This is a genomic window from Nitrosomonas limosa, from assembly GCF_054188085.1.
In genome coordinates this window covers 122435-142489 of sequence record NZ_CM135180.1, presented here as the reverse complement: position 1 = coordinate 142489, position 20055 = coordinate 122435, and the positions used below count along the sequence as shown (strand labels likewise).

Genomic DNA, 20055 nt, shown 5'->3' with positions numbered 1-20055 from the left:
CAAAGAATACAGTTAACCTGCTTATCAGAAATAGGAATGTTAGTCGCTTTCTGGCTAATGGGATTGTGATAAAAATCACTGCGAAATCGCAATAGTTTCCAGGATACTGTAATTCTATCAACGCGTTCTAATGATGCAACTGCAATCATTCACACGCGCAAAAATTCGTATCTTTCACCCAACCAGCGGTCGATATGCTGTTGCGCCAGTTCCGGAAAATGATCCAGCATTTCGTTCGCTGTAACTTGTGCGGCTACCAGTAAATCGGCATCTTGCTCAAGATCGGCGAAGCGCAGCATCGGCACACCGCTCTGCTTGGCACCAAGAAACTCGCCGGGACCGCGCAATTGTAAATCCTGTCGCGCAATCTCGAAGCCGTCGGAATGCTCAAAAATGATGCGTAACCGTTTACGGGCCACTTCCGATAAGGGTTGTTGGAATAACAAGATGCAGATACCGGCATCGGATCCGCGGCCTACACGTCCGCGCAATTGGTGCAATTGCGACAACCCCATGCGCTCGGCATTTTCAATCACCATCAACGACGCGTTAGGCACATCGACACCCACTTCGATGACCGTTGTCGCGACCAACAACTGAATAACGCCGCGTTTAAACAAATCCATCACTTCGGTTTTTTCCTGCGGAGACAAGCGCCCATGCACCAGCCCGACGGTGAAATGCGGAAATTCTTCGGTCAGATTGGCATAGGTGGTTTCCGCCGTTTGCAACTGCAACACTTCCGATTCCTCAATTAACGGACATACCCAATACACTTGCTTGCCTTGTGAACACGCTTGCTCTATCCGCGCGATGACTTCGTCACGGCGGCTATCCGCAATCAATTTAGTCACCACCGGTGACCTGCCCGGCGGCAATTCATCGATAATCGAAACATCCAGATCGGCGAAATAGCTCATCGACAGCGTACGTGGAATCGGCGTCGCGCTCATCATTAACTGGTGCGGCATAATCGCCGCTTGCGCACCTTTCAGCCGCAACGACAAGCGTTGTTGCACACCAAACCGATGCTGCTCGTCAATAATGGCTAGTCCTAATTGCTGAAAGGCCACCTGATCCTGAAACAACGCATGGGTTCCTACGGCCAATTGCGCCGCGCCGGTTGAAATTTCATCCAACGCTATTTGCTTTTGTTTCTTTTTCTGACTTCCCGATAGCCAGACAACTCTTATTCCTAATGGCTCAAACCATGCTGACAGCTTATGAAAGTGCTGTTCGGCAAGAATTTCGGTCGGCGCCATCATGACAGCTTGAAATCCATTCTCAATCGCCTGCAGCGCGGCCAGCGCCGCCACGATCGTTTTGCCGCTGCCGACATCACCTTGCAATAAACGTTGCATCGGGTAAGGTGCCGCCAGGTCACGGCTGATTTCATCAAACACTTTGATTTGCGCAGATGTCAGCCTAAATCCCAATAGGTCAAGTAGTTTGGCAGCCGATTGATTTTTTGGCGCTAATACCGGCGCGTTGCAGTGGCGCCGTTGCCGGTAATGCCAGCGCATCGATAATTGTTGCGCCAGTAATTCATCAAACTTCATACGCCGCCATGATGGATGCGTCCGGGCTTGTAACGATCCAATGGACACATCCGGCGGCGGCTTATGCAGACTGGCCACACTCGCGCTAAAACCGGCCAGTCGATAGTGTTTGATCACCGTATCCGGAACGGTTTCAGTCAATACTTTTGTTTGTTCGGCATCTTGCAGCGCTTGTCCAATGAGCCTTACCAGCGTCTTCTGCGGCAGCCCCGCTGTAACGGGATAAACCGGTGTCATGGTATCAGCGAGCGGCTCACCTGCAGACACGATGCGGCATTTGGGATGGATCATTTCCATTCCATGATAACCGTGGCGGATCTCACCCAATAATCGCACGCGCTTTCCTACCGCGTAAGTCTTGATTTGACTACCATAGAAATTCAGATAGCGCATGACCAAGATACCGCTGCTATCTTCGATTTGACAAACCAATTGCCTCCGCGGGCGCATCACCACTTCGTTATGAATGATCACCCCTTCGACTTGCACGATTTGTCCGGTTGGTGCATCTGCAATCGGAAATAAATGCGTTTCGTCTTCGTACCGGATCGGCAAATGCAAAATCAAATCCCATTCAGTGCGGATGCCTAAACGTAATAATTTCTCCTGTACGCCGGGACTTACGTGCATTGCGTCACCAACTAACACTGCCACCGCAACTGAGCGAATCGTTTAGTCGGATAACACCATCACCGCGTCCATTTCCACCAAAGCACCACGCGGCAAAGCTTTGACGCCTACCGCCGCGCGCGCCGGATATGGTTGTGAAAAATGACTGGCCATGATTTCGTTTACTAATGCAAAATTATCCAGATCGGTTAAAAATATATTCAGTTTAACGACATCGTTCAGGCTGCCACCGCTTGCTTTCGCCACTGCTTTCAGATTGGAGAACACTTGCTGGATCTGTGCTTCAATCTCTTCCGCCATTTGCATGCTGACCGGATTCAGTCCGATCTGGCCAGACAAATAAACAGTGTCCCCGCCACTGACCCGGACCGCTTGTGAGTAAGTACCGATTGCTTGCGGCGCATCGTTCGTATGGATGATTTGCTTCGTCATTTTTTCTCCTGGTGAATGTATTCGTTTTTTTTTGTTATAGTGGCGGCTCAAGCAAAATTTCAGTCTTATTGATACCGCCTTTCTATTATGATGCAGCGAACTTTGGCGCATTTCAACCGGACTTGAATATTGATTTAACCATTATTTAATTTCTTTCAATGCAAAAACTGATTATTCAGGGTGGAACACCATTGCACGGTGAAATATCCATCTCAGGCGCGAAAAACGCTGCACTTCCAGTACTATGCGCATCGCTTCTGACCGAAGAAATACTGACAGTCAAAAATGTGCCGGCGCTTCAAGATATTACCACGATGTTGTCATTGCTCAAGCAAATGGGAACAACCGTAACTTCCTCGGCTTCCTCTGAAGTTTCACTTTCCGCAGCAACTTTGACACATTTGGTTGCACCCTATGAAATGGTTAAAACCATGCGTGCCGCAATTTTAGTGCTCGGACCTCTACTGGCGCGCGCGGGCGAAGCTAATATTTCATTACCGGGCGGGTGTGCTATCGGCTTGCGGCCGGTTGATCAGCATATCAAGGGATTGCAGGCAATGGGTGCGGAGATTCAGATTAAACACGGCTACATTCATGCAGTCGCGAACAAACTGCATGGCGCGCGTATTGTTTTCGATATTGTCACCGTCACGGGCACCGAAAATCTGATGATGGCAGCCACGTTAGCAGTAGGCACGACCATTCTGGAAAATGCCGCGCGGGAACCGGAAATTGTCGATCTGGCTAATTGTCTGAAAGCGATGGGTGCAAAAATTCATGGCGCAGGTACCGACATTATTACGATCGAAGGCGTATCTTCATTACACGGCGCCGAGCATGCGGTCATGCCGGACCGGATTGAAACCGGGACTTTCCTGGTCGCCGCCACCGCAACCGGCGGTGAAATTCAATTGAGAAACACCGATGCGCACATGCTGGATGCCGTTCTGGACAAGTTAGCCGAAGCCGGTGCTCGCATAGATTCCGCAGAAGACTGGATTCATTTGAGCATGCAAACCAAGCCGAAATCGGTGAATGTGCGCACAGCGCCCTACCCCGCTTTTCCTACCGATATGCAAGCGCAATTCATGTCATTGAACTGCATTGCCGATGGCACGGCCATTATTACCGAAACTATTTTTGAAAACCGGTTGATGCACGTGCAAGAATTAAAACGCATGAACGCCAATATCGAAGTCGAAGGTAACGCTGCGATTATTTGCGGCATCCCGCAACTGGATGGCGCTCATGTCATGGCAACTGACTTACGCGCTTCGGCAAGCCTTGTCATTGCCGGTTTGGTTGCCCAAGGTGAGACAGTCATAGATCGAATCTATCACTTGGACCGAGGCTACGAAAATATCGAGGGGAAATTATCCACTTTAGGCGCATACATCCGGCGCGCTCAATAAAAAAGGCCTTTGTTCACACAAAGGCCCTTCATATGACTTCAACTGGAAAATTAAACGCAACGCATGCCGCTTAAAATTTCGGTTGTTTATAACTGACCACGACCGTGGCTATTTTTTTGTTTAACCCCATTACAGGAACCACCAGAATCTTCTTGCCTTCGACGTCGGAACGAAGTGTAATCTTTTGAAGATTCAGAATCTCTTTAGGATAAATCTCTACACCTTTAGTCTCTTCTAAACGCTTATCCGTTGATACCAGCAATTGCCCGTCGTCACCAATCAATACAACCCGTTCAGTGTCTTTCATTTTAACGATTTCACTGAGATATTGATCGATTTGATCGACATTATTACGAATCAACTCGCCACGCACCGCCCAAGACAGTACCTGGCCAAATCGCTCTTCTTCCTTGACATATTGTTGATCGGCATATTCCCGGGCTTGCTGGGTAATCAGCACACGCTCGCTTTCAAGTTTTTTCGCCATATCCGACTCGACTTTACTGACTGCAATGGTTTTCCACACCAGCAATACAACAATAATGCCAACCAGGATTGCGGCGTGCTTGGCGGATAATTGCATCGTCGGGATTTTAGCCACCCACTCAAATTTGGCGCTCAGTAACGAAAATAATGTTTCAGCCTTAGATTGTTGATTCGGGTTTTGTTTGTTGTAATCCGTCATGGACAACTCCTTGTGTTATTGGTAGCAGGAATAAAGCTTGATTATCCATGAATCCTTAAGTCAGGAGAAGTAGCGCATGCCAAATAGATGCGCGGTCCGATGGTGGTTTTGTTATTTATGCATCAAAATTGCATAAAACTCTTAAAAATCGCAAACCTGCTTAATAATTACGCTAGCATTTATGATTTATAATTCAGCGTCAATGAATACAAGGCGCGGTCAAACGGAGATCGAGCAACGTAATGAGTAACGATAAAACGGACATGAAAGATCATAACAACACCTGGTCAGGACGTTTCAGTGAACCGGTATCAGAGTTGGTAAAACGTTATACCGCGTCAGTGAGCTTTGATCAGCGGCTGGCTGAATATGATATCCAGGGATCGCTGGCGCATGCGCGAATGCTCACCGAACAAGGAATCATCAGCAACAACGATTTCAACGCCATCCAGCAAGGTCTGCAACAAATTCTTGCAGACATACGGAATCAGAAATTCACATGGCTGTTAGAGCTGGAAGATGTTCATTTGAATATCGAGAAACGATTGACGGCTTTGGTCGGTGATGCCGGCAAACGATTGCACACCGGCCGTTCACGCAACGACCAAGTGGCTACCGATATCCGCTTGTTTTTACGCGCAGCGATCGATGAAATCATAGCACTCATCAAAATCATGCAGACGGCTATCGTCGATCTGGCGGAACAGCATTTGCACACAGTGATGCCTGGTTTTACTCATCTGCAAGTCGCACAGCCCGTTTCATTCGGTCATCATTTGATGGCGTATTTTGAAATGCTGAAACGTGACATCGAACGTTTGATCGATTGCCGCAAACGCGTCAATCAATTACCGCTGGGAGCTGCCGCGCTAGCCGGAACCAGTTATCCGATCAACCGGGAACGGGTAGCGCAATTGCTGAATTTTGATGGCGTTTGCCAGAATTCGCTGGACGCCGTCTCCGATCGTGATTTCGCTATTGAATTCAGCGCATGTGCAGCCCTGGTTATGACGCATTTATCACGCATGTCGGAAGAATTCATTATATGGATGAACCCATCGTTCGGTTTTATTCAATTGGCCGATCGCTTCTGCACCGGTTCCTCGATCATGCCGCAGAAAAAGAATCCTGATGTACCCGAGCTGGTCCGCGGCAAAACCGGTCGCGTCAACGGTCATTTGATCGCATTATTGACGCTGATGAAAGCGCAACCGTTGGCTTACAATAAGGACAATCAGGAAGACAAAGAGCCGCTCTTCGACACCGTCGACACCCTGATCGACACCCTCCGGATTTATGCCGATATGCTCGGTGGCGTGGAAGTCAATCGAACGGTTATGCGCGCGGCGGCACTTCACGGCTACGCCACTGCAACGGATTTAGCCGATTACCTGGTGAAAAAAGGCATTCCGTTCCGCGATGCGCATGAAATCGTCGCCCAAGCGGTGCAATATGCGGAACGAAAGGGATGCGACCTCAGCAAACTTGAATTACCGAAGTTGCAAGCATTCTCTGCTCAGATTCAAGACGATATTTTTGCTGTGTTAACACTCGAAGGATCGATGCAAAGCCGGAATCACACGGGTGGCACGGCGCCGGAACAAGTTCGAATCGCGATTCAGCGAGCCAAAGAATGGTTGACACCGGATCTTGATTCGCATGCCTAACTGGCTTGGCGTCAGCACACAGATTTCCACGGTCTTAGGAAAAACTTATACCATCCAGGAATCTGATCCAATCGGTGGCGGTTGCATCAATCAGGCTTATCGAGTCAGCGACGGCAGGCTTCACTTTTTTATCAAGCTTAACTCATCCCTGAACTTCCCCATGTTTGAAGCGGAATTTTCGGGACTTCAGGAAATACTGCAGTCCGGCACGATTCGTGTACCGCATCCTGTCTGCCATGGACAAGATGGGCAAATTGCGTGGCTGGTACTGGAGTATCTCAATCTCAACAACGGTGCAAACGCTAAAGGATCCGATTTAGGAGAACAACTTGCCGCCCTGCACCGCACCACTTCTTCGCAGTTTGGCTGGTATCGTGACAACACCCTTGGGACTACGCCGCAAATAAATGGATTTTGCACTGACTGGATAGAATTTTGGCAAAAGCACCGTCTTGGTTATCAACTGCTGCTGGCTCAACAAAACGGCTTTAATGGAAAACTGCAACAACTGGGTGAACAATTGCTATTGAATTTGCACATTTTTTTTGCTTCGACGCAACCAGTGCCGTCATTACTGCACGGTGATCTCTGGAGTGGCAATTACGCTTACGACGACCACGGCAATCCGGTCATATTCGATCCAGCCGTCTATTACGGCGACCGCGAAGCGGATCTTGCCATGACCGAATTATTCGGTGGATTCCCGTCCGATTTTTATTCTGCGTACCGCTATAATTATCCTTTGGATTCCGGTTATAATATCCGCAAAAATGTGTATAACCTATACCATATTCTCAATCATTTGAATCTTTTCGGCGGTAGTTACCTTTACCAGGCTGAACACATGATGAGTCGATTACTTGCAGAAATTCGCTAAACACATTGATCACGTTACTGGTTTATTCGAAATACATTGCTTTGCTTCTGTTCCTATGAACTCTTCCAGGTACGATAATCACTTATGACCAAATATGTCTTTGTGACCGGCGGTGTTGTCTCTTCGCTTGGTAAAGGGATCGCCGCCGCGTCCCTGGCTGCATTGCTTGAATCACGCGGGCTCAAAGTCACCATGCTCAAACTGGATCCTTATATCAACGTTGATCCTGGTACCATGAGTCCGTTCCAGCATGGCGAGGTATTCGTTACGGAAGACGGCGCCGAAACCGATCTTGATTTAGGTCACTACGAACGCTTTATCAGCACGCGCATGACCCGGCATAATAACTTCACGACGGGACAGATCTACGAAAGCGTTATCCGCAAAGAACGCCGCGGTGATTATCTCGGTGGAACCGTACAGGTGATCCCGCATATTACCGACGAAATCAAGCGCTATATTCAAATGGGTGTTGGTGATGCGCAAGTCGCAATTATCGAGATCGGCGGCACGGTGGGAGACATCGAATCGCTTCCTTTTCTGGAGGCGATCCGGCAAATGGCGGTGCAAAATCCACGTACCGACACCTGCTTCATTCACCTCACATTGCTGCCTTACATCGGTTCCGCCGGAGAATTAAAAACAAAACCGACACAACATTCCGTTAAGGAATTGCGGGAAATCGGCATTCAACCGGATGTATTGCTCTGCCGTTCCGATCGCGAAGTTCCCAAAGAAGAGCGGCGGAAAATTGCGTTATTTACCAACGTGCAAGAAGAAGCCGTCATTTCCGTAATCGACGTTGACAGCATCTATAAAATCCCTGCTTTGCTGCACGAGCAAATGCTCGATGAAATTATTTGCCACAAATTGAATATTCTTGCCAAACCGGCTGATCTGAGCGTGTGGAAGAAACTGGTGTATGCATTGGAGCACCCCAAATACACCGTCACTATTGCCATTGTTGGCAAATATGTCGACCTCACCGAATCGTACAAATCATTATCTGAAGCATTGATTCATGCGGGCATTCATACCAACAGCCGGATCAATATCGTATACATCGATTCCGAAACGATCGAGAAAGAAGGCACCGACAGTCTGAAAAATATGGATGCGATTCTGGTACCCGGCGGCTTTGGCAAACGCGGGGTCGAAGGAAAAATCATGGCGATTCATTTTGCCCGCACCCACCGCATCCCCTATTTAGGTATTTGTCTGGGAATGCAACTGGCCGTGGTGGAATACGCGCGCAATGAAACCGGAATGAAAGGCGCGCATAGCACCGAATTTAACCCGGAAACCCCTTTCCCGGTCATCGGCTTGATCACTGAATGGCGTACGCGTGACGGTCAAATTGAAACCCGTGACGAGAATTCCGATATCGGCGGCAGCATGCGGCTTGGCGGTCAAGAATGTTTGTTGAAAAAACATTCACTCGCCTGGGAAAGCTATGGCGCAGACCATATCATCGAACGTCATCGCCATCGTTATGAAGTCAATAGCTTTTATATTCCCAAACTGGAAAAAGCAGGGCTATCTATCAGCGGTTTATCCAAAGAAGAGCACTTGTGTGAAATGATAGAATTGCCTGAAACCGTGCACCCCTGGTTTCTCGGTTGCCAATTTCACCCTGAATTCACTTCCACGCCACGGTTAGGCCACCCACTCTTCAAGTCTTATGTACAAGCAGCGATTAATTATTCCAATCAACACCAGCATACCGAAGATGAAAAAATTCATGTAGTACGAAATAACTAAAACTAAGGAAACGCGGATTAATTCGGCGAACGAGATGAAGCACGAGGCGCACGGAACACAGCAACCGAGACATATCGCCAAGATAGGCAAGGGAGCGAGTACCGCGCAACGAAGTGATTCGCTCGTATCGTCAATTAATCAGCATTTCCCTAAATAATTCAGGAAAAAGGTTTTATTCGATAGATCCATCAATCCGTTGATCGATTATCATCAACAATTAATCAACTAATAACAGTAAAGAACAGGAAAATAGTAGCATGAGCGCAATCGTAGAAGTTATTGGCCGTGAAATCTTGGATTCTCGCGGCAATCCAACCATTGAAGCAGATGTAGTGCTGGAATCCGGTGTTATCGGACGGGCATCCGTTCCATCCGGCGCATCGGTTGGAACCCGGGAAGCCGTTGAGTTACGCGATGACGATCCGCAGCGCTACACGGGTAAAGGTGTGCTCAAGGCTGTCAATAATGTCAATACCGAGATTTCCGAAGCGCTGATGGGATTTGACGTGATCGATCAAAGTTTTATCGATCACGAACTGATTCGGCTCGATGGCACTGAAAACAAATCAAGACTGGGTGCGAATGCGATTTTAGCGGTATCGTTAGCCGTGGCAAAAGCCGCCGCGGATGATTGCGGTTTACCGCTTTATCGCTACCTGGGTGGAGCTGCCTCCATGTCGATGCCGGTGCCGTTGATGAATCTGATCAATGGCGGCGCGCATGCCAATAACAATATCAACATGCAGGAATTCATGGTGGTGCCGCTGGGAATTACCAATTTCCGCGATGCGGTCCGTTGCGGTGCAGAAGTTTTCAGCACGTTGAAGAAACTGATTAACAGTAAAAATATGCCGACGACCGTCGGCGATGAAGGCGGTTTCGCACCCAATCTGGAAAACAACGAAGCGGCATTGCAATTGATCGTGCAAGCCATTGATCAAGCGGGCTATCAACCCGGAAAAGAAGTCGCCATCGGCATCGATTGCGCCAGCTCTGAGTTTTATCATGACGGTAAATACCATTTGGCGTCGGATGGATTGCAGCTGACTTCAGCGCAATTTGCCGACTATCTCGCATCCTGGGTCGACAAATATCCGATCATCACCATCGAAGACGGTATGAGCGAGCATGACTGGAATGGCTGGGAACTGCTCACTGAGAAATTAGGTAAAACTATCCAGCTGGTTGGCGACGATGTGTTTGTTACCAACGCAAAAATTCTGCAAGAAGGCATCAAACGGGGTATCGCCAATTCGATCCTGATTAAAGTCAATCAGATAGGCACGTTGACTGAAACACTGGCTGCCATCGAGATGGCGAAATGTGCAGGCTATACTGCGGTCATCTCACATCGCTCCGGAGAAACCGAAGATCATACGATTGCCGATATTGCTGTCGCCACCAACGCGCTACAAATCAAAACCGGCTCACTATCCCGCTCTGACCGGCTCGCAAAATACAATCAGTTATTGCGAATCGAAGAGGAACTGGGTGATGGCGTCAGATACGCCGGCCGGAGCGCATTTTATCAACTCAAATGAAGCTGCTGAGTTTCATTTTATTGTTATTGATTGTTGCACTGCAATATCCGCTATGGTTCGGTAAAGCAAGTTGGTTGAAAGTCATGCAAGTCGAGCAAGAAGTTGCTGCAGCGCATGCAAATAACTTAGCGCTGCAGGACCGGAACAACAAGCTCGAAGCGGAAGTCAATGATTTGAAACAAGGATTGGAAGCTATTGAAGAACGTGCACGCAGCGATCTCGGCATGATCAAGGAAGGCGAGATCCTTTTTCATATTGTCAGAAACAACCCAAAAACTCCGCAATCAGACACCACACAACCGCTTTCCTCTGAACTCTTCAAAAATTAGACGACCTAATCGTGCGGGTTGATTGATGATTGAGGCCATTTTGCAAGCAGCTCAGGCTCTGGCAATTTTAAATATCATGAGACCTTTGCACGGTGTCATGAGCGGTACGGGAATAAGGCAAAAATTTGCGAAAAAGCGGAGTCGGGATAAATGAGCATTCTTCGCGAATCTTTAACGCAATTATCGTGCCGCGTAGTAACCGTGCAAAGATCTCATAATGATGCTTGAAAAATGGCTGATCGGTCGCATATCAGCACCATTTGCATTTTGTGCTTTATTAGATACTCAGGAGCAAAACAATGAAAAGAATACTTCTTTTTTTAGCAACGAACTTAGCGATTGTTATTGTTTTAAGCATTACACTCCGCTTATTGGGCTTCGAAAGAATATTGGATGAGCAAGGAACCGGACTGGACATTAATTCACTGCTCGTATTTGCAGCAGTTTTCGGATTTGGCGGCTCATTCATGTCGCTGGCGATGTCCAAGTGGACCGCCAAACGTTTTACCGGTGCGCAAGTCATCGAGATACCCAGAAATGCGCAGGAACACTGGCTGCTCAGCACGGTCCAGCGCCAGGCGAAAATGGCCGGTATCGGCATGCCGGAAGTAGCCATCTACCCCGCGCCGGATGTGAATGCTTTTGCCACCGGTATGTCAAAAAATGACGCCCTGGTTGCGGTCAGCGCCGGTCTCTTGAACAACATGAGTCAGGATGAAGCGGAAGCCGTATTGGCGCACGAGGTCAGCCATATTGCGAATGGCGATATGGTGACATTGGCGCTTATCCAAGGTGTCGTCAATACCTTCGTAATATTCCTCTCACGCGTCGTCGGCCACACCATTGACCGTGTAGTATTTAAAAATGAGGAAGGCCATGGACCGGCTTTTTGGGTGACCACGATTGTTGCTGAAATTGTCCTTGGCATTTTGGCCAGCATCATCGTCATGTGGTTCAGCCGCCAACGCGAATTTCGCGCCGATGCAGGCGGCGCAAGCTTGGCGGGTAGAGAAAAAATGATTGCAGCGTTACAGCGCCTGCAACGGGTCCATGAGCAAGCGGCATTACCCGATCAGTTGGCTGCATTTGGAATCTCCGGCGGCAGTAACGGCTTGATGAGATTATTCATGTCGCACCCGCCCCTGGAAGAAAGAATTGCCGCATTGCAAGCTCAGCGCTAATCCAGGCAATTTCAATATTAACGCCATGCTAAAAAAAAGACCTTCTGAAATACATCAGAAGGTCTTTTTGATAATCCTTTTCTGAAACAGCGGTAATAATAATTTCCGCTGCTACAGCTTCGCCTAATAGGAAGTTTCTCTGGAAAAATCTTCCCAAATATAAGGCGGATTCACGGATGGCTTTAGCGGGAGCCAGAATGTCGCAGTATCCAACCCGCCAACCAGGGTGCGTCCAACCGTATGCATAAGACCGGTCGCCAGACCAACTGTAATCCCATAGACTGGTCCGTCTCTTTGGCCGGTCAACATAACATTTTTAGGCAACTCCATCCAACCAGTGGCAACATTTGCAATTCCACTTACAAATCTTTCGCCCGAGTTATTGAAATAACTATCTTGTGCAAATGCATGAGACGAGAAAAGGAAAAATACTGCAAGCGCCAAAGATAATTTAACAATGCTTCTCATCAAAAACCCCCTTTGTACAGTTTTAGAATTTAATTTCTGTTTAGAATGATTTAACAGCAGAAATCAATGAAAGTTTACCTTGTGATTTTTAATCAGACAATTTTAATTTAACCAAGGCTGGTTGAATTCAGCAAATAAACTGAGGATTCAGGCTTTAAATAAAGCACCCCGCCGCAAGCGGCGAGGTATTAAATGCGCTCTTCAAACTGCTGGTTTTCAACCAGCTTACGCCCCAAGGGGCGAGGAATTAAACCCGATAGAGATTAAAACTGAAGTGGCGCCCCAAAACCGGGCAGGTTGTTAAGCTCTGCCAACGCAAGGGCAGCATCGCTGTTTATCAGCGCTGCATTTACCAAAGTATTGCCGCGGCATCAAATCCAAATCAGCCACCCTGCACCCCCAAAAAACCTGCAGGGGCTACGCCCCTGCACCCCGCAAAGGACAAAAGCACAAAGAACAAAGGTCAAAAATCCCTGGCGATCCGAAAACCCAGGCTGCTGAAGGCAACATCGGTGTCGCTCCAGTTACGGTCAGCCGACCGTACGTTCCGCGGATTGCCGTTCCACGAACCGCCGCGAACCACCCGGCGATTACACTCGCCGCTGCTTTTTTCCAGCCATGCCGAACCGTCACCCGGCGCGTTGTTGTAATTGCCATGCCAGCAGTCCTGCGTCCATTCCCAGACATTACCCAGCATATCGAATAAACCGAATTGATTTTCGCCGTAACTTGCTACCTGCGCGGTATAAACATGGGAATCCGCACACGCCGCCAACACCCAATCGCTTCCAATCGTTGATTTCGTTTCCTGCCCGGCACCATTGGCGTAATCGCACTGCCTGTCATCTTGATAATAGCGTGCTGTGGTTGTGCCCGCGCGCACGGCGTATTCCCACTCGGCTTCCGTTGGCAAGCGGTAAACCGCGCCGGTGCGATGTGACAACCATTTCACATATGCTTGCGCGTCGTCCCACGACACGCACACCACCGGATGATCGCCGCCCTGCTCGAAACCGGGATTTTTCCAATTCCGATCCGGTTGTTGCTGCCAGGAATCTTTATTATTCCAAACATAACAACCCTCACCGCTTTTCTCGGCGGTCGTCTGATAACCGGCATCTTCGACAAACTGCCGGAATTGCCCCACAGTGATTTCGCAACGGCTGATCGCAAACGGTTTCGGGATCGTCACCGCATGCACCGGCTGCTCATCGGCCTCACCATCGGTTGACTCCATTTGAAACCGGCCCGGCTTAATCACCACCATCGTCGGCGCTTGCCCAGCTCCGGTGCGGCAGGTTTGCGCCAATGCCTGACTCTGTTTTCTATCTTCGGGCGTCAACTTACCGCGCGGTTTGACCTCGATTGCTGTTGCGGCAGGCTCTTCCACTGATTTGCTTTGCGCAAAAATCGTTGGGCAAACGGCCATCACCAGCAACAGCAAGAAAAAGCGGCAGCCTGTAAACAAGCCGCCGCCTGCCGAATACAGCACCCTCTTTGGCTGGCATCGCTGCGCAGCCGGGAGATACCGCGCATGGGCGCCCGCGGCACACCCGGATAATCCGTGAACGATCCGGCTCAGGCCCTGTTGCGGGCGTACTGGCGATCCGAAAACCCTGGTTGTTGTTGGCTTCATCGGTGTTGTTCCTGTTACGGTTAGCCGACCGTACGTTCTGTGGTTTGTTGTTCCACGAACCGCCGCGAACCACCCGGCGATCGTTTGGCGGTATCCCCCTTGCGGAAGTATACCTGCGACAAAATGGCCCTGCATAAGCCACGGCTGTCTGCTTGCCGGGCGTGCCCCAGCCAACCGGCCACATGCGGCCGGATATCGGATAATGTCATACGATTCTCACGATAGGCGGCTGCCAAATGTTTTAATTTACGGCGGAACCGGTAGCCGCTGCCCCGGCTCAGCCGCGTTTTGTCCGGAAATACCCGGTAACCGAGCACATCCAGGCCGGTTGCAACCGGCACCAGCATTTTCTTGCGTGGATGTATGCCAATCCGCTCCTTGGCCAGAAAAACCTCGATTTGTTCGCACCATCCCCACAACGTAGATTTATCATCCGCCAATAAAATCATGTCGTCGACATAGCGCAAATAGGCGGGAACCCGCAATGTCTCTTTGATGAAATGATCCAAATCATTCAGGTACACATTACCTAAAAATTGACTGGTTAAATTGCCCAACGGCAAGCCAACCGCGCGTTCCGCCAAATCCACCAGATCGTCGTCCGGGTATCTGACTACAAAGGGCTGCACAGGCCACGGACTGGAATCAATGATCGTGCCGAACAACCATAGCACATCGGGATCGGCTATCAAGCGCGCCATTTTTTGCTTCAGCAGTTGATGATCCATGCTGTCAAAATAGCGGCTGATATCGATTTTCAGCGCGTACGGATACCGGTTCGCCCATAGACGGTATTGCCGTACCGCCTCGTGCACACCCTTATTTTTCCGGCTGGCGTAGCTGTCGGCGATAAATTGCCGGTCAATCGCCGGTTCGATTTGATTCATCAACGCATGCTGCACCACCCGGTCGCGGAACGGCGCGGCGGAAATCAAACGAATTTTCCGGTCATGCACCTGAAATTGACGGAATCCGCCGGGTTGATAGGATTTTTGCCGCAACTGTTCACGGATGCCGCTCAACTCATATTCCAAATCAAATCCGAATTGCTGAATCTCCGCTTGGCCGCGTTTGCCGCGCCGCGCCTTACGGTATGCCTGCAACAAATTTTCCCAATCCAATACCGAGGCCCAGATATTCTCGAGCGGCATCATGTTGTGCCCACCGCTGCATTGCTTTCCTTTTGTTTCCGCCAGCCGCCGATCTGGCGGCCGAGTTCCGTGAATTTTTCAGCGCCCTGACCATAATGCTGGTGCGTAATCGATTGCAGTGTATGGCTCAGACGCCATAAATGCCGCACCACATCCAATTGCAAATTGGCATTCTGCAAATAATTTTCCTGCGATTTCTGGTACGCCGCTTGAATCAGATTCTCCAACACCAGCAGCAAGCAGTTTTCAATCCGTTCTCCCAGGGTATAACGCCGGTTGCGCGGAAATTGATCCAGTTTCGGAATAATCCAGGCCAACAACTCATGACAATCTTCCACTGCTTTGGGCATGGTTTGGTTGTGTTGTTTCATGGCAATCCTCCAATAAACCTATAAACCTTAAAACCGCAGGGGCTACGCCCCTGCACCCCGCAAAGGACAAAAGCACAAAGAACAAAGATCAAAAATCCCTGGCGATCCGAAAACCCTGGTCGCCGTCGGCCCCAACGGAGCCGTTGCCCCCGCCACGGTCAGCCGACCGAACGCCCTGAGGTAGGTCGTCCCACGAACCGCCGCGAACCACCCGGAGGCTGCAATCGCCGCCGCCTTTGTCCAACCAGGCGGAACCGTCACTCGGCGCTTTGTCGTAATTACCATGCCAGCAGTCTTGCGTCCATTCCCATACATTCCCAGCCGTATCGTGCAAACCGAAGGCATTGGCTTTAAACGAACCGGCTGGAGCAGATTGTTTGTTATCCCATTGGCTGCCGCAACCATCGCAATTGGCATTATTCCTGCCGATGTCATCGCCCCACCAGTAGCGGGTTTGCATTCCGGCACGCGCCGCGTATTCCCATTCCGCTTCGGTCGGCAAGCGGTATTTCTTGCCGGTCTGCTTTGATAGCCATTGCACATAGTCTTGCGCATCGTTCCAGGTTACATTGATCACCGGCCGCTTGCCGCGCCCCCAACCACGATCATCCGGCAATTCACGTTTGTCATCCTTGGCAAACGCGTCGTATTCGTCGAACGTCACTTCGTATTTGGCGATTTCAAAGGCGTAATTGATGGTGACTTCGTGTTGCGGTCGTTCATCATCATAACCATCTGTATCGTTTTCCGGCGAACCCATCAGGAATTTGCCGGGTGGGATGCGCACCATTTCGGGTTCGAAAGGCAAGCGCGGTTCTTCCGGCAAGCGCAATTCATCGTTGAATGCTGTGCCGTACAGATTGACCAACTGCACCTGGATCGTTTTGGCATCCTGTGATTGGTATGAAGCGACGTCCGTTCCATACGCCAGCCATGCTAGACGCTGTTTAATCCTAGCCGCAGCTTTGTCCCCGCCGGGCGGATAGAGAATGGTATGGATCTGAGGTTTAATAGCTGCCTCGCCGATTTCGCCCGGTTGCGCGACCTGGAATTGATCCTGTTGCAAATGCTGCTGCAAGGCGATGGCTAACGGTTGGGCATTTGTTTGGTATTGCAGAGTGACTTGCCATTGCGCCGGATCAAAAGGCGGTTCGGCAGAATACCGGTCGATGCCGAAGATCGCCGCCATGCCAAGTATGGCACCAAAGACCGCGCCCAGAATTGGACGCAAATCCATCGCGCGTTGCGCGTACGGCAACCGTTTAGCGAGTGCGCGCGGCAGGTGGAAGTCGAGCCAGCCGAATTGTCCGCCCATCAGGATGTGCGCAAAAATCGGATCGTTGATCGCATCCGATTGCGGCATCAGACGGAGCTGGTTCCAATGTAGCTTGATTTGCCGTTTCGATGGCGTGCTGAAATCCAGTTGCAGTGATTTTCTGCCGTGCTCGTTCAATTGACCGAACAACGATTGCCACACGGCGACAACGTGCTGGCGTTCGTCCGCATCGCAATTGACCAGCAAATGCTCGCGCAACCAATTAGGCATAAAACCGTGCATCAGCCACGGCAGGCGGCTCAGGCGCGACAACCGCTGCTCGCGCCGTGCGGGCGGATCGGCTTCGCCAAGTTTGCCGAACAGCAAATAATCCAGCGCCAGCGTGAGCTTCCACTGCGGTTTCGGGTACACCGCAATGGCGCGTAGCAAACGCATGCCATGCGTACCGAGAAAATATTCCAACTCCCACTCCAGATCGGCGAGGTCAGTACCGTAAGGCGGTTGCTCACCCAACCAGCCATCCGGTTCGCGCGCGATGATGTCGGGCAATTCGATGTAACCGGTTTTGGCCGCTGCCGGCTTGGCGGCTTCAGCAGCCGTCAACCGGTTGACCAATTCCGGCAGACTGTCGCGCGACAGCGGCAGCACCACAAAATCGCGTTTGGCGAGCAGATCGGCATGCGCTTCGCGGGCATCGTACGGGTGCAACCATGCTTTATCCTGCCACGGCGACAATGCCGACAACCAGGCGCGCGGTTCACCGCTGTACGGATGAAACACAATATCGCTCTCGCTGATAATCAGAAGCCGCGCATTACCGTGTTTTGCCTGAATTTGCACCAAGTCGAAGTAAGTATTAGCGCCATTGTCATCCCAGTTTGCCAGCCAGCGCGGATCGTCGCGAAAGCGGTAAATATTCACTTGCAAGCCAAGACTTTTGAAACGATCGGCCAATTCTTCCGCCAGCTCCGCTTGCTGGTCGTGACGGCTCAGGCTTCGCACCAGCAGCACATGCTCCGGCGCAATACGGCGGGTGCGATACACCGGCTGAAAATAATCGCCATTCCGCGCGGTGGCCTCGATGGTCGCGTCGATATCCAACCGCCGCGTCGGAATCAACCGCGCCGCACGCAATTCGCGCAATGATTTTTCCGCATCGACACCGCCCCAAATCGGGGTGAATTGTTGATCGAAAGCAATTTTATTGATCTTGTCATCGCCCGAATTTTTGTCCCGCGACAACTTCAGTTTTTGATGGAATCTTGCGGCAAGCCACCAAGCGGCCATAAGCCAGGGCAAAGCATACCAATACCACGGCAGGCTCTCGGCGTGATCGGCTTCCGGTTCGGGCAACGGTTGCGGAGCAATGATGCGGGTAACCGGCGCCGGGTTAACGGTTTCGGATGCGGAGGGTGAAGGTGTTGTGCCGGTTTTTTTATCGGGCTGCGTGATCGTTACCGGCGGTTTGGGTGGCTCTTCGATTTTCTGCGGCCTAGGCCAGTTAAGCGCCATCACAGTAACCATAACGATCAACAACAAAACCCCGCTCCACAGCCAATAACGCTTGATCCTGGCCGCTTGCTCTAGACTATCGTCGATCGCCCGCTGTTGCGGCGTATCGATGCGATTAACCGATGCCAGGGTTTGCGGTTTTTCATTCGCAGTCAGGCACTGCTCGAACAAAAATGTAAACCGCTGTTGCTCTCCCGGATTACGGCAAAACAAAGGGCGTAGCATCGGCAGAAGCTGGCGAAAATCCGATGGCGGCGCATGATAGTAATCCAAACGTAAAACCAATTGATGCACCCGCAACCAGACATCCGGCCCGTACATCATATCTTCGGCGCGCAGCACCGCATCGAGCTGCGCAAAAAAATCTTTCAGTGAATCGTAACGTTCCACAATCGCAGTGCTTTGACTATTTCTTCCCGGTTTGTAGCACTAACCAATCGTTGAAGAGATCCGACGCTTCTTTTTGGTCGTCCAGATGCTTAAAAAGCGTGACTTTCGCGCTGGTTAAAAACAGATGGTGATTGTGTTCAATGGTGCCGGTTGCCGAACAGCGGGAGTACAGCAATAACATCCAGTTGAGTAACTCCGCCGTGGAGGGCTTTTTGATCAGATGCACATCGTCGCTGCGCAGATATTCAAAGAAGGAAATCCCGCCAGCAAGGACACTCTTCTGGATATTGGGTTTGTGATGTTCCGCGTCAATGCTTTCCAGGTCTAAACGGCTTTCGACGATACGTTCGACGCTGACTTCCTTGCCGTCGCCTGATTTGTTTGTGTCAGTTTTGTTCAGTTCGCTGCGAAACGGCGGCAATTCAACATGAAAATACACGCAGCGGCGTAAAAAAGCCTCCGGCAATTCGCGTTCACGGTTGCTGGTAATGATCACGATCGGTCGAATTTTAGAGTTCTCTGCACTTTGGGTGTCATTTGAAGTTTTGGACGAATTATTTTGCAGCAAGAAAGATGATTTGTTTTGATTAGCTTTCGTCACTTCCGGAATATCAAAGGCCATCCGGTCAATTTCGTTCAAAATGTCATTCGGTACTTCGCGCGGCGCTTTGTCGATTTCGTCGATCAGCACCACGGAACGTTGCGGCTGTGGAGGAATATCGGCCAGATATCCGGTGAATCCCGGATCGATCTCGATGACCTTGGTTCTGCCCAAGGCATGAAAAATAGCCCGCCCCAATGCTTCCATGCGCAAGAACCGGTGTGCATCGTCGTTCTCTTGAACATTATGGATATGCGCCGCACGAAAACGCCCCAAAGTATCGAAACTGTAGAACAGGTCCCGGCTTTGCGTATCCGATTTGACGGTAAATGTGAAGGGATCGGGCAGACCCAATTCCCAAGCGAGGCTATAGGCCAGTTGCGATTTGCCGCAACCCGGTTCGCCGGTCAACAACAATGGCAGACCCAGCGCTAATGCCACATTTACCGCCGAAACTAAGTCGGGCGGTGCAAGATAGCCACTGGGATCGGTTAACTGATCGGTATGATAATCAGGTAGTTTTGCGTGGGTCTGTGTTCCGCTGCCGGTATAGTAAGGATCAAAAATCGTTGTCAT

General features: G+C 50.3%; 17 protein-coding genes. 7 read left to right on the top strand and 10 right to left on the bottom strand.

The annotated features are described in order from the left end of the window. Positions 1-149: 149 nt before the first annotated feature. Positions 150-2189: an ATP-dependent DNA helicase RecG gene (recG, locus tag ACV7NC_RS00615; protein WP_458153482.1), complete on the bottom strand. Its 2040-nt coding sequence runs from the start codon at positions 2187-2189 to the stop codon at positions 150-152. 42 nt (positions 2190-2231) lie between these two features. Continuing rightward, on the bottom strand, positions 2232-2621 hold the full coding sequence (locus ACV7NC_RS00610; protein ID WP_458153481.1) for a RidA family protein: 390 nt from the start codon (positions 2619-2621) through the stop codon (positions 2232-2234). 158 nt (positions 2622-2779) lie between these two features. Between ACV7NC_RS00610 and murA the strand changes: the two genes are divergently transcribed. Next, positions 2780-4033 (top strand): UDP-N-acetylglucosamine 1-carboxyvinyltransferase, encoded by a 1254-nt coding sequence (gene murA / locus ACV7NC_RS00605; protein WP_458153480.1) that lies wholly within the window; start codon positions 2780-2782, stop codon positions 4031-4033. Between the two features lie 70 nt (positions 4034-4103). Here murA and ACV7NC_RS00600 read toward each other — a convergent pair whose 3' ends face one another. After that, complete coding sequence (locus tag ACV7NC_RS00600) at positions 4104-4718, bottom strand: hypothetical protein (protein WP_458153479.1); 615 nt, start codon at positions 4716-4718, stop codon at positions 4104-4106. 242 nt (positions 4719-4960) lie between these two features. On the opposite strand from ACV7NC_RS00600, the gene argH reads away from it, so the two are divergent. From argH to htpX, 6 genes are all read left to right on the top strand, one after another. Next, the gene (gene argH, locus ACV7NC_RS00595; RefSeq protein WP_458153478.1) at positions 4961-6385 is read left to right on the top strand and encodes an argininosuccinate lyase; all 1425 of its coding nucleotides are present in this window, start codon (positions 4961-4963) and stop codon (positions 6383-6385) included. Next, the gene (locus ACV7NC_RS00590) at positions 6378-7262 is read left to right on the top strand and encodes a fructosamine kinase family protein (RefSeq protein WP_458153477.1); all 885 of its coding nucleotides are present in this window, start codon (positions 6378-6380) and stop codon (positions 7260-7262) included. Before argH ends, ACV7NC_RS00590 begins: the two co-directional genes overlap by 8 nt. Positions 7263-7346: 84 nt before the next feature. Then, positions 7347-9023 carry a CTP synthase gene (locus ACV7NC_RS00585; protein ID WP_458153476.1) on the top strand — a complete coding sequence of 559 codons (1677 nt, stop codon included), beginning with the start codon at positions 7347-7349 and terminating at the stop codon, positions 9021-9023. Positions 9024-9280: 257 nt separating this feature from the next. Then, complete coding sequence (eno, locus tag ACV7NC_RS00580; RefSeq protein ID WP_458153475.1) at positions 9281-10564, top strand: phosphopyruvate hydratase; 1284 nt, start codon at positions 9281-9283, stop codon at positions 10562-10564. Then, positions 10561-10893: a cell division protein FtsB gene (gene ftsB / locus ACV7NC_RS00575; protein WP_458153474.1), complete on the top strand. Its 333-nt coding sequence runs from the start codon at positions 10561-10563 to the stop codon at positions 10891-10893. The genes eno and ftsB overlap by 4 nt, the downstream gene beginning before the upstream one ends. Positions 10894-11192: 299 nt before the next feature. After that, positions 11193-12074, top strand: coding sequence for a protease HtpX (gene htpX / locus ACV7NC_RS00570; RefSeq protein ID WP_458153473.1), 882 nt, complete (start codon positions 11193-11195; stop codon positions 12072-12074). 123 nt (positions 12075-12197) lie between these two features. On the opposite strand, the gene ACV7NC_RS00565 is transcribed toward htpX, so the two are convergent. The 7 genes from ACV7NC_RS00565 to ACV7NC_RS00535 form a co-directional block, all read right to left on the bottom strand. Continuing rightward, entirely contained in the window at positions 12198-12542 is a 345-nt protein-coding gene (locus ACV7NC_RS00565; RefSeq protein ID WP_458153472.1) for an exosortase system-associated protein, TIGR04073 family, read from the bottom strand. Positions 12543-13005: 463 nt separating this feature from the next. Next, positions 13006-13809, bottom strand: coding sequence for a formylglycine-generating enzyme family protein (locus ACV7NC_RS00560; RefSeq protein WP_458154957.1), 804 nt, complete (start codon positions 13807-13809; stop codon positions 13006-13008). Positions 13810-13885: 76 nt separating this feature from the next. Then, on the bottom strand, positions 13886-14251 hold the full coding sequence (locus ACV7NC_RS00555) for a hypothetical protein (protein WP_458153471.1): 366 nt from the start codon (positions 14249-14251) through the stop codon (positions 13886-13888). Continuing rightward, entirely contained in the window at positions 14199-15332 is a 1134-nt protein-coding gene (locus ACV7NC_RS00550; RefSeq protein ID WP_458153470.1) for a reverse transcriptase domain-containing protein, read from the bottom strand. Before ACV7NC_RS00550 ends, ACV7NC_RS00555 begins: the two co-directional genes overlap by 53 nt. Further along, positions 15329-15700, bottom strand: a complete 372-nt coding sequence (gene avd, locus ACV7NC_RS00545) for a diversity-generating retroelement protein Avd (protein ID WP_458153469.1) — start codon at positions 15698-15700, stop codon at positions 15329-15331. The genes ACV7NC_RS00550 and avd overlap by 4 nt, the downstream gene beginning before the upstream one ends. An 88-nt stretch (positions 15701-15788) precedes the next feature. Continuing rightward, positions 15789-18878, bottom strand: a complete 3090-nt coding sequence (locus ACV7NC_RS00540; RefSeq protein ID WP_458153468.1) for an SUMF1/EgtB/PvdO family nonheme iron enzyme — start codon at positions 18876-18878, stop codon at positions 15789-15791. A 16-nt stretch (positions 18879-18894) separates the two neighbouring features. Beyond that, positions 18895-20055 (bottom strand): AAA family ATPase, encoded by a 1161-nt coding sequence (locus ACV7NC_RS00535; protein ID WP_458153467.1) that lies wholly within the window; start codon positions 20053-20055, stop codon positions 18895-18897.